The following is an 8849-nucleotide window of genomic DNA, read 5'->3' on the forward strand; positions in this document are numbered from 1 at the left end:
TGTTAGTTTTTCAGGGTAATTTTGTCCTAGTATTCCACTTCATGCTTATTATTTATATACTACTTGCCTGCTGAGAGCTCATAAATCCAATCATACCTGCTCCAGCCCTGATGGGGATCCCCATCTCTAGGTGATAAACGGCTTTAAGGTGACAGGACCAACTTTGTTGGTGCTACTTATACATTAAAAAACTCAAGCGCCAGTAAGAGCGCAGCTGAAAGTATAAGTAGCTTGTTTACAAGTTTATTGACCATTTGGATTGAAGACATGTCATTACCACACGTAATCTTAACTGTTCTTAGCACTCGCGACGCAACCGGTTACGATATCACTAAAGAATTCTCTGCTAGCATCGGTTACTTCTGGAAAGCAAGCCACCAACAAGTTTACCGTGAGCTAAATAAAATGGCCGAGAAAGAGCTGGTTACTTGCGTACTAGAACCTCAAGAAGGCAAACCAGACCGTAAGGTTTACTCCATCACAGATGCAGGCCGTAGCGCTCTTGGAGAATGGTTTGATCAACCAACTGCACACCCAACCGTTCGTGATGAATTTTCAGCGAAACTTATGGCTTGTGCTGTTCAACCATCAACACCTTTCCGTGATCAACTAGCAGAACTTGTTGAAGAGTCTCGTAAACTGGTTTCTCACTACAAAGAAATTGAAGCGGCTTACTACGCAACGCCTTCAACTTTGGACAAACAAGCTCGTTTAGAGCGCCTAACGCTTCGTCGTAACCTACTGTTACGTGAAACGTGGATCACTTGGGCAGAAGAAGTCCTAACAGAACTTGAAGTGATTGGTTAATTTCCTTTTACTTAGAGACAACGAAAAAGGCTTGCCACTTGGCAAGCCTTTTGTCTTTTTGAAACCGGATTTACGCTTCTACGGCTACACGAGGGCGAACACCTAAAGTATGGCATAACGCATAAGTCATCTCCGCACGATTCAGCGTATAGAAGTGGAAATCTTTTACACCTTCGCGACTTAGTACACGAACCATATCAATAGCTTGGCTTGCACCTACAAGTTGGCGAGTCACAGGATCATCATCCAAACCTTCAAACTGTTTGCTCATCCACCCTGGCACTTTAACGTTATTCTGCGCCGCAAAGCGTGAGGCTTGCTTAAAGTTCGAAACTGGCAAAATACCCGGTACGATTTCTACATCGATTCCCGCCGCAACACAGCGGTCACGAAAACGCAAGTAAGATTCCACATCAAAGAAGAACTGAGTAATGGCACGGTTTGCACCAGCGTCCACTTTACGCTTTAGGTTTAGTAGATCCGATTGAGCACTTTTTGCCTCTGGATGCACTTCTGGAAAAGCCGCCACAGAAATATCAAAATCGTGACGAGATTTTAGTAGCTCAACCAAGTCCGAAGCATACATATCTGGAGCACCGCCACCAGGTGGGATGTCACCACGCAGCGCAACGATATTTTCGATGCCGTTATTCCAGTAATCATCAGCAATCTCAATCAACTCTGAACGTGTTGCATCGATACAAGTGAGGTGAGGCGCAGCAACTAAACCGGTCTCTGCTTTGATTTCCTTGATAATGGAGTGAGTTCTATCACGCTCACCAGAGTTTGCTCCGTATGTTACCGAAACAAATTTAGGCTTGAGCGTTTTGAGACGATGCACAGAGTTCCACAGCGTTTCTTCCATCTTTTCACTGCTTGGCGGAAAAAACTCAAACGAGACATTAATGTTATCTGACAACTCAGCGATATTCTGGTTTAAGGCGTCGATATGGCCTGCGTGCGTGTATCCCATCTTACTCTCCCTGTGGCACTCCGCCACGAAATCAAAATCCTTGAATCGACGTTTAGACGTCTATATGTCTACAGAATGTATTGAATGTGATTTAATGTCAACCTTGTGATTATGAATTTTTCTCACGTTAATAATGAGGATAGTTCAAGTTAATTCGCATCTGCTATTTACTCATAACAACGTTTGAAAATGGCGAATCTTATTTTAAGTATGGCACTGAGGAAGGAATAAAAAACCCCGGATGAATTCCAGGGTTTTTAGGTCTCTCGAAAAGTTTAGAATAATCCAGCTAAGCGGTTGAGATCCGATTGGATTGCACCAGCGGTCACCTCGCGTCCTGCACCTGGGCCACGAATCACCAAAGGGTTGTCCTTGTACCATTTACTTTCAATCGCAAAAATGTTGTCGCATGGCAGCAAGTTAGCCAGCGCATGTTCGCGCGGTAATGCTTCTACGCCCACCGTCGCTTTGCCATTTTTCTCTAAGCGCGCCACATATCGAAGCACCTGCTCATCTCTTTGTGCTTTGGTTAGACGCTCTTGAAGAATCTCACTGAGCAGTGCGCCATTATCAAAGAACTCATCCAAACTCAGAGAGCGCAACTCTTCAGGCACCAGTGATTCCACTTTTACGCTGTCCGGTTCAATATCCAGACCAGACTCACGCGCTAAGATAACCAGTTTACGCATGACATCCGAACCATCTAAATCAGCACGCGGATCCGGTTCTGTTAATCCTTGTTGCCACGCTAAATCGACCAACTCATTAAACGGCACCGAGCCATCAAACTGCTGGAACAGCCAAGAAAGTGTTCCCGAGAAGATTCCGGATAGCGCCACAATCTCGTCACCACTTTCACGCAGATCTCGCACGGTATGGTTGATAGGTAACCCAGCCCCAACCGTCGCGTTGTAGAGCCAGTAACGACCGATTTTCGCGAATGCATCTTGCACTTGATGGTAATACTGACTATCGGCAGAGCCTGCAACTTTGTTAGCAGAAATTAAATGGATGCCTTGCTGAGCGATATCAACATAACGTTGCGCCAACTCTTTGCTCGCGGTCACGTCCAATACCACAGCTTCATCATAACCTTGTAAATCGCCTAACCGACTCAGCCACGCCCCATCATTCTCAATACTTTCATCATCAAACCTGTCGGCAACCGCCGCCGCATCAATACCCTTTTCATCAAACCAATATGTCTGGCTATCGACAACGGCAACTAAGTCAAAGCTCATACCGTGGCGTTTTTCGAGTTCTGTTTTCTGAGTCGCAAATAGATTTAACCAGCTAGAACCGATATTGCCTTTGCCACATAACGCTACCGCTACGCGCTTTTGCGCTTGGAATAACTGGCTGTGAATCAACTGCACTAATGCTTCGGTATCGGTGCGACGCAGTACCGCAACTAGGCTTAAACCTGATTCAGTTTCAGAAACAAATTCAACTGGTGCGTGCTTCAATTTTTGGTAAAAACCAAAACAATGGTTGGCATTCTTCGTTACGCCCGCTCCGACAGCGGCCACAAGTGAATAGCCTTCTTTGAGTTTGATTTCAGCTTCAACCGCAAGATCTTGTAGATACTTCAGCGCACCTGTCGCAATCTCTGCGGTGTACGCTAAGCGTAATTTTTGCTGATCGGCTTGGGCTTCGTAAGAGAGTGGCTCGAGTTGCGCACGTTGAAGAGACTTTAAAACATCACTTTGGGTTTTGTTGAAGTCATGACCATGTCTAAAGGACAATTGAATCAACAATACCTCATCCAAAGAAGTGATGATTTTTGCTCCACGCCCAGAAGCAAGTACACGCTCAATACGTGTTGAACCTGATTCAGGTTGATAACTGCACTTGAGGCTTAAGTCCATCGTGCTTTGCGCGACAGGTTGTAACGTACGGCTATGCAAAACCGGCGCTGCAAGGCGGGCCAGTTCACTCGCTTCGTCTAAGCGCAGTAAAGGCAACAGACATGCGTCCGACACCAAACGAGGATCCGCACTGTAAACGCCAGCAACATCACTCCAAATGGTTACGGTTGTCACTTCCGCCAAAGCACCGATTACGGTTGCGGAATAATCCGAGCCATTCCGCCCCAACAACACGGTTTCTCCTGTCTCATTTTGCGCCATAAATCCAGTAATGATGATGCGTTTGTGGCTGTGTTGCGCCAACGCCTCCTTAATCAGGGGATAAGAACGCGCACGGTCAACTTCCGGTTGAGTACCTGCTTCTGCACGTAAAAATGCACGTGCATCTTGTGCGACCGCAGGAACATTTTGTTGTGAAAGCAAGGCAGCCAATAAACGTGAAGACCACACTTCACCGTGACCCAACACTGCCGCTTTTTGCGCACCCGTCAGTGGTGCAGCCAGCTCGGCTAAGGTACTGAACTCATCGTGCAAAGAAGCGAGCAATTGCGTCTGCACCTCGCCTTCTAATAAAGATTCAATTAGCTCCGACTGGAATTGTCTTAAGCCTTGCAGTGCTTCATGCGCAATACGGCCATCTTTGTCTAAACCTTCCAGAAACTCGATCAAGCGATTAGTGGTCTTCCCCGCGGCGGATACCACCACCAGATCATTCTCAGCAGAGTATTCTTTGAGAATATCGGCCACACGTAAGTAACATTCAGGGTTTGCTAAGCTGCTGCCACCAAATTTATGTAACTGACGTTGTACACTCATTTTTTAGTTCTCCTATTACTGAGCAGCTTTTACAAAGGCTTGATCGAGATCGGCAATCAGGTCTTGTGCATCTTCTAAACCCACAGACAAACGAAGCAGCTGATGCGACACGCCCGCTTCCGCTAACGCCTCTTCCCCCATGGCTCGATGCGTCATAGATGCGGGGTGACAAATCAAACTCTCCACGCCACCAAGCGACTCTGCAAGAGAAAACAGTTCGAGCTCTTTAACAAACACTTTAAGTTGCTCAAATGAGCCTGCAAATTCAAAGCTCAACATAGACCCAAAACCCGACTGCTGCTTTTTCGCGATTTCGTGACCAGGGTGATCTGGCAAGCTCGGATGGTAAATCTTCGCGACCAAAGCCTGCTGTTGTAGGTAGTTGAGTACGTGTTGAGAGCTTTCTTCGTGCACTCGCATACGGGCGCCTAAAGTGCGGATCCCACGCAACGTCATGTAACTATCGAAAGGCGTACCCGTGGCGCCAATACAGTTTCCCCACCATGCAAGTTCTTCTGCGTGCGCTTCTGTTTTGGTGATCACCACACCACCAATCACGTCCGAGTGACCATTAATGTATTTTGTGGTTGAGTGGATAACAAAATCAGCACCGAGATCCAAAGGCTTTTGGTACACCGGAGTCAAAAAGGTATTGTCTACCGCAACCCAAGCGCCCACTTGTTTGGCTTTTTCGCATACCGCAGCAATATCAACCACACGAACCAAAGGGTTCGATGGGGTTTCTAACAAAATAAGCTTTGGCTTTTTCGCTAGTGCAGCCTCTAGAGCTTGCTCATCCGATTGATCAACGAACTGCACTTTGAAGTCGCCCTTGTTAGCTCGTGTATTGAACAAACGGTATGTGCCACCATAGCAATCATGCGGTGCAACAATCAGATCATCTGGCCCAAGAAAAGCCGATACCCACAAGTTAAGTGCGGAAGTACCGCAGTTAGTCACCACTGCGCCTTTGCCAGACTCTAACTCTGATAACGCACTCTCTAGCAAACCACGGTTTGGGTTACCTGAACGCGTGTAATCGTATTTAGGGACTTCACCAAAAGCAGGGAAACCATAGTTGGTTGAAAGGTAGATTGGTGGAACAACAGCGTGGTATTGGCTGTCTGATTCGATACCAGTGCGTACAGCAATGGTCGCAGGCTTGCGGGTGCTCATGGGTGTATCCTTTCACAGGTGATGACTTCTAAATAGGAATGCGCTATATCTAATTTGTCAGATCTATCTGAACAACACTCTTCCTTAACTGTTCTGTTCACTTTACTTGTCAAAAAATGAGACGTCAACACTTCTAGACGTCTATATGTCTTTGCTTGTGGCAGTAAATGCAGCTAAAATCAGCACCTATATTAATTTCAACTTATTACATAAATGAAGGTGTGCAATGGCTGACTGGAATGGCGAATACATTAGCCCATATGCTGAGCACGGTAAAAAAAGCGAACAAGTAAAAAAAATTACCGTTTCTATCCCGCTAAAAGTTTTAAAAGTGCTGACTGATGAGCGTACTCGTCGTCAGATCAATAACTTACGCCATGCAACCAACAGCGAACTACTATGTGAAGCATTCCTGCACGCATATACAGGTCAGCCATTACCAACGGATGAAGACCTTCGTAAAGACAGGCCGGATGACATTCCAACTGAAGCAAAAGCGTTAATGACGGCGATGGGTATCGAATTCGAAGCATTTGACGAAGAATAATTGCTTACAAATTCATCCGCTTTAGGAGCTGCGCCGGGGGCAGTTTTTGGAGATATAAAAAATGGGACGTCAATGCGTCCCATTTTTGTGTTCAATGTGGCTGAGTAAATTACTCTGCCATGTAGTTTTCTGGCATCTCGATACGAGCAACACCGGAATCTACTGCCGCTTGAGCTACCGCTTTTGCTACGCGAGGTAGCAGACGTGGATCCATTGGCTTAGGAATGATGTAGTCGCTGCCAAATTCTAGCTTCTCAACACCTGCAGCTTTTAGTACCGATTCAGGCACAGGCTCTTTTGCCAATGCACGAATTGCGTCAACTGCTGCCAGCTTCATGTCGTCATTGATTTCACTCGCACGTACATCTAACGCACCACGGAAAATGAAAGGGAAACACAATACGTTGTTCACTTGGTTTGGATAATCACTGCGACCAGTACCCATAATTAAGTCATCACGCACTGCGTGTGCTAGCTCAGGTTTGATTTCAGGATCTGGGTTCGAACAAGCAAATACAACTGGCTTGTCAGCCATGAGTTTCAACGCTTCTGGTGGCAATAGATTTGGACCAGATACACCTAGGAATAGGTCTGCACCTTCGATCACATCTTCTAGTGTGCGCTTGTCTGTATTGTTTGCGAACAGTTGCTTGTACTCATTCAGATCATCACGACGAGTATGGATCACCCCTTTGCGATCCAGCATGTAGATCTTCTCGCGCATTGCGCCACACTTGATAAGCAGCTCCATACACGCAACAGCTGCAGCACCAGCACCAAGACAAACAATCGTTGAATCTTCAAGCTTCTTACCCTGCAGCTCGATAGCATTGAGCATACCTGCAGCTGTCACGATAGCCGTACCATGTTGATCATCGTGGAATACTGGTACGTCACAACGCTCAATCAAACGCTTTTCAATTTCAAAACAGTCTGGTGCTTTGATGTCTTCAAGGTTGATACCACCGAAAGTGTCAGCAATGTTCGCAACCGTATCAACGAACTCGTCGATCGTGCGATGCTTCACTTCAATATCAATTGAATCAAGGCCAGCAAAACGCTTAAACAGTAACGCTTTACCTTCCATTACAGGCTTAGAGGCAAGTGGGCCAAGGTTACCTAGACCAAGAATAGCGGTACCGTTTGAAATAACCGCAACCATGTTGCCTTTCGCTGTGTACTTGTACACGTTGTCAGGGTTTTGTGCGATTTCACGTACAGGCTCAGCCACGCCAGGACTGTATGCAAGAGCAAGGTCACCAGCTGTTTCTGCTGGTTTAGTTAATTCGACAGCGATTTTACCCGGGGTTGGATAAGCATGGTAATCCAGAGCTTTTTGGCGATGTTCTTCTTCTGGGGTGGCTGCTTGGCGATTGTCTTCAGACATGGATCGTTTCTCTTTGTTATTTTTAGGTAAGGGGGCATAAATTCTAAAGGATAGAAATCAATCTTCATAGGTAAGATTGCGAGCAATATCCTTAAAAAGCCGATAATAAAAGAGATTAGACCAGATAAGTGTGTTAAGCACCTGATTTTCTGGTCAGGTGCTCTTTTTATGATATGAATTCTTTTTGAACAATGCGTCAGTATGTTCGTTACTCTTCATCGACATACTGAGCTTGAAGGTAGTTTTCAATGCCTGACATTTCAATCAAGCCAAGTTGGGTCTCAAGCCAGTCCACATGCTCTTCTTCATCTTCGAGAATATCTTGAAATAAATCACGCGAAACATAGTCGCGAATATCTTCGGCATAGGCAATCGCATCTTTAAGATCAGGAATGGCCGCCATCTCCAGTTTAAGGTCGCATTCGAGCATTTCCTTGGTATCTTCACCAACCATTAGCTTTCCAAGATCTTGAAGGTTCGGTAATCCCTCCAAGAACAAGATCCGTTCGATAAGGTGGTCAGCATGCTTCATTTCATCAATCGACTCGTGGTATTCCTTATCGGCCAGGTGCTTTAACCCCCAGTCTTTATACATACGAGCATGAAGAAAATATTGATTGATAGCGATGAGCTCGTTACCGAGCACTTTATTGAGATGTTGGATGATGATTGGATCGCCTTTCATGACAAAGCCCTCCTATTTGGCTTCTATTAACTTTAGAAGCAAATGAGAAGGTGTCAAAGAGACCAAGTAATCCTCAAAAAGCGATGAGGTAGTTAACTAGCTTGTCTTAATTCGGTGTAATGTGTTTCTGCTAGGATTTCTTTCGCCTGCTTAATGCACTTACCACACTGGCTCCCCAAAGCAGTGCATCTCTTAATGCCTCGAATATCAGTTACACCCTCATCTATCGCCAACTTCCTAATTTTTTTGTCGGAGACGCCATGGCAAAGACAAACGTACATATAAAAACCTTTCTAATAAAAACCGAAGACAAGAATATAAACGGGAATGGTTATTGTTACCACTCGTGTTGAGGAAGTATTGAGAACATTTCGTTATATAGGTTTTTGTTCGGAAAGAGAGGATCAATCACTTATGAGGGAACTGCGAATCAGAAAAAACATACTTCAAGTAAGAGGTTGTTTTTTAAAAACAAGAAGGAAGCACCTTCAGTTTGTGCTTATAACTAAATAAAAAACAAATACGAAAAAGGGAAGCCGAAGCCTCCCTTTTCTTGATGCGCTTTCTTCAAAAAGAAGAAGAGTGCAAGA

At 45.3% G+C, this 8849-nt stretch carries 8 protein-coding genes; 2 read left to right on the top strand and 6 right to left on the bottom strand.

What is annotated here, in order from left to right:
* The first annotated feature begins 267 nt into the window (after positions 1–267).
* Entirely contained in the window at positions 268–807 is a 540-nt protein-coding gene (locus tag ACF8CV_RS16475; RefSeq protein WP_005395734.1) for a PadR family transcriptional regulator, read from the top strand.
* A gap of 70 nt (positions 808–877) precedes the next feature.
* On the opposite strand, the gene metF is transcribed toward ACF8CV_RS16475, so the two are convergent.
* The 3 genes from metF to ACF8CV_RS16490 form a co-directional block, all read right to left on the bottom strand.
* Complete coding sequence (metF, locus tag ACF8CV_RS16480; RefSeq protein ID WP_005465139.1) at positions 878–1780, bottom strand: methylenetetrahydrofolate reductase; 903 nt, start codon at positions 1778–1780, stop codon at positions 878–880.
* Between the two features lie 275 nt (positions 1781–2055).
* Entirely contained in the window at positions 2056–4464 is a 2409-nt protein-coding gene (locus ACF8CV_RS16485) for a bifunctional aspartate kinase/homoserine dehydrogenase II (RefSeq protein WP_208871003.1), read from the bottom strand.
* A 15-nt stretch (positions 4465–4479) separates the two neighbouring features.
* Entirely contained in the window at positions 4480–5640 is a 1161-nt protein-coding gene (locus ACF8CV_RS16490) for an O-succinylhomoserine (thiol)-lyase (protein ID WP_021484679.1), read from the bottom strand.
* Positions 5641–5866: 226 nt separating this feature from the next.
* Between ACF8CV_RS16490 and metJ the strand changes: the two genes are divergently transcribed.
* Positions 5867–6187, top strand: a complete 321-nt coding sequence (metJ, locus tag ACF8CV_RS16495; protein WP_005432736.1) for a met regulon transcriptional regulator MetJ — start codon at positions 5867–5869, stop codon at positions 6185–6187.
* A 109-nt stretch (positions 6188–6296) separates the two neighbouring features.
* Here the strand turns inward: metJ and ACF8CV_RS16500 are convergent, their stop codons facing one another.
* From ACF8CV_RS16500 to ACF8CV_RS16510, 3 genes are all read right to left on the bottom strand, one after another.
* Entirely contained in the window at positions 6297–7574 is a 1278-nt protein-coding gene (locus tag ACF8CV_RS16500) for a malic enzyme-like NAD(P)-binding protein (protein ID WP_005465132.1), read from the bottom strand.
* A 208-nt stretch (positions 7575–7782) separates the two neighbouring features.
* A complete protein-coding gene (gene bfr, locus ACF8CV_RS16505; protein WP_025534562.1) occupies positions 7783–8259 on the bottom strand; it encodes a bacterioferritin in 477 nt (158 codons plus the stop codon).
* 92 nt (positions 8260–8351) lie between these two features.
* Entirely contained in the window at positions 8352–8540 is a 189-nt protein-coding gene (locus ACF8CV_RS16510) for a (2Fe-2S)-binding protein (protein WP_005496545.1), read from the bottom strand.
* Positions 8541–8849 lie beyond the last annotated feature (309 nt).

The organism is Vibrio sp. zbq_1 (genome assembly GCF_043102935.1).
GTDB lineage: Bacteria > Pseudomonadota > Gammaproteobacteria > Enterobacterales > Vibrionaceae > Vibrio > Vibrio parahaemolyticus.